We start from the raw sequence: 2,187 nt of genomic DNA on the forward strand, positions 1-2,187 counted from the left end.
AGCTTCGCGTTCTCCGCGAGCTGCTCCGGGGTGGGCACGAGCGGCAGGGCGGCGATCTCATCCGCGCTCTCCAGCGTGCTGCCGGACTGCACGGTCAGGTTGCGGCCGTCGTCATCGACCTGTCCGCCGGGTTGGAGCACCCCGTTCTGCTGCAGCGCATCACGGATGGACTGCTCACTGAAGCCGGCGTCGGCGAGCTTGGCGGCGTCCGCTTCGATCGTGATCCGGTCGCCCCTGGCCCCCTGCAGCTGGGCCTCGCGCACCCCGTCCAAATCGCCGAGCTCCTTGACCGCGGAGAGGTTCAGCTGCCGCGCCATCTCCTCGGCGTCGGCGTCGGCCCCGCCCGTCACGGAGATCTGCACCACGGGGAGATCATCGATGCCGCCGGAGACCACCTGCGTGTCCGATTCCTCCGGCAGCAGCCGAGAGATCCGGTTGATCGCCTGGAGGATCTTCTGCTCCGTCGCCACGAGATCGGTGCCGTACTCGAAGGTGGCGAGCACCACCGAGCTGTTCGTTGAGGAGGTCGCCTGCGAGCTCTCCAGCGCGGGCAGGCCGCGCAGCGCGGTCTCGATGGGCGTGGAGACGTCCTCGTTGACCACCTCGGGCGAAGCGCCCGGGTAGCTCGTGATGACCGCGACCGTGGGGAACTGCACGGGAGGCATGAGCTCCTGCTTGAGGCCGGTGAGGGCGATACCGCCGAAGATGGCGATCACCACCGTCACGAGGGCGATCAACGCACGGTTCTTCAGGCTGGCTGTGGCAAACAGGTGCATTCTCGAAGTATGTCACAGGGGCGTGAGCGAGCTCTGTGCCGGATTCGGGACCGCGGGGCCGCCGGGCGTTTTGTCCGGGGGGCTTCTTCCCGGATAATGAGGGGATGCCTCAGGCCTCACCCTCCAAGACGCTCGGTGCGGTTACTCCCGCCGACTTCGAAAAGCTCGCTCAACTGCGCAAAATGAAGGCGCTCGCCCTCGGCCTGCTGATCCTGATGGCCATCATCTTCATCTTCTCGTTCTCCCTCCAGGAGCGCTACGAGTGGCTCGCCTATGTGCGGGCCGCGAGCGAGGGCGGCATGGTCGGGGCCATCGCGGACTGGTTCGCGGTGACCGCACTGTTCCGCTACCCCCTGGGCATCAAGATCCCGCACACGAACATCGTCGCCACCAAGAAGGACGAGATCGGCGCGGGGCTCGGCACCTTCATCGAGGACAACTTCCTGTCTCAGGAGGTCGTGCACGAGAAGCTGAGCACGATCAGCGGTGCCCGGCTCGTCGGCACCTGGCTCACGACGGCGGGCAACGCGCCCCGGGTGGGCGACGCCATCGCAAACATCGGCCTCGGCGCGATCACCGTGCTCGACGACGAAGACGTGCGGGAACTCATCGAGGGCCTGACCCGCCGCCACCTGATCGACCCCGTCTGGGGCCCCACGCTCAGCCGGGGGGCCACCTCCTTCCTGGACGGCGGGCACCACGAGGCACTCATCGATCTCGCTGCCGACCGGCTCGGTCAGTGGCTGGAGAACAACCCCCAGGCCTTCGACAAGATCGTCTCCGGGCAGTTGCCCTCCTGGGTGCCGAGCATGCTCGACCGCTTCATCGACAACCGGGCGCACCACGAGGCCGTGCGCTTTGTCCGCGCCGTGCGGGACGACGCGCAGCACCCGGTCCGCGGCACCATCGGCACCTTCCTGCGCGAGCTCGCCACCGACCTCCAGCACAAGCAGTCCCTCATCGACCAGGTCGAGGCCGTGAAGCACGACATCTTCGACAGCCCCCGGGTCCGCTCCCTCACGGAGAGCACCTGGCAGGCCGCGAAGCACGCGCTCACGGACTCGCTGACCGATCCGACGAGCGAGCTCCGGGTGCGCATCGACCGCGCCGCTGAGGACTTTGGCCGCCGCCTCCTCGGCGACACGACGCTGCAGTACAAGATCGACGTGTGGGTCATGGGCGTGGCCGAGCACCTCGTCGGGACCTACCGCCACGACATCGCGAACGTGGTCGCCGAGACCGTGCAACGCTGGGATGCCCGGGAGGCCGCGGAGAAGATTGAGCTGCAGGTCGGCAAGGACCTGCAGTTCATCCGGATCAACGGCACCGTGGTGGGCTCACTTGCCGGGCTCGTGATCTTCACGATCGCCCACAACCTCGTGTCCCCGCTCTTCGCCTAGCACCGGGAACT

Annotated in this window: 2 protein-coding genes; one reads left to right on the forward strand and one right to left on the reverse strand. The window is 67.5% G+C overall.

The annotated features are described in order from the left end of the window. A partial coding sequence (locus OOT08_RS07665; protein WP_325092006.1) for an efflux RND transporter permease subunit occupies positions 1-776 on the reverse strand: 776 nt, incomplete at its 3' end. A gap of 104 nt (positions 777-880) precedes the next feature. Between OOT08_RS07665 and OOT08_RS07670 the strand changes: the two genes are divergently transcribed. After that, on the forward strand, positions 881-2,176 hold the full coding sequence (locus OOT08_RS07670) for a DUF445 domain-containing protein (RefSeq protein ID WP_325092007.1): 1,296 nt from the start codon (positions 881-883) through the stop codon (positions 2,174-2,176). Positions 2,177-2,187 lie beyond the last annotated feature (11 nt).

The organism is Leucobacter sp. M11 (assembly GCF_035726885.1).
Lineage (GTDB): Bacteria > Actinomycetota > Actinomycetes > Actinomycetales > Microbacteriaceae > JAPFRB01.

What these genes read in the sequence shown, in the direction of transcription:
- OOT08_RS07670 (WP_325092007.1), top strand. Translation starts at nt 881, where the DNA reads ATGCCTCAGGCCTCACCCTCCAAGACGCTCGGTGCGGTTACTCCCGCC.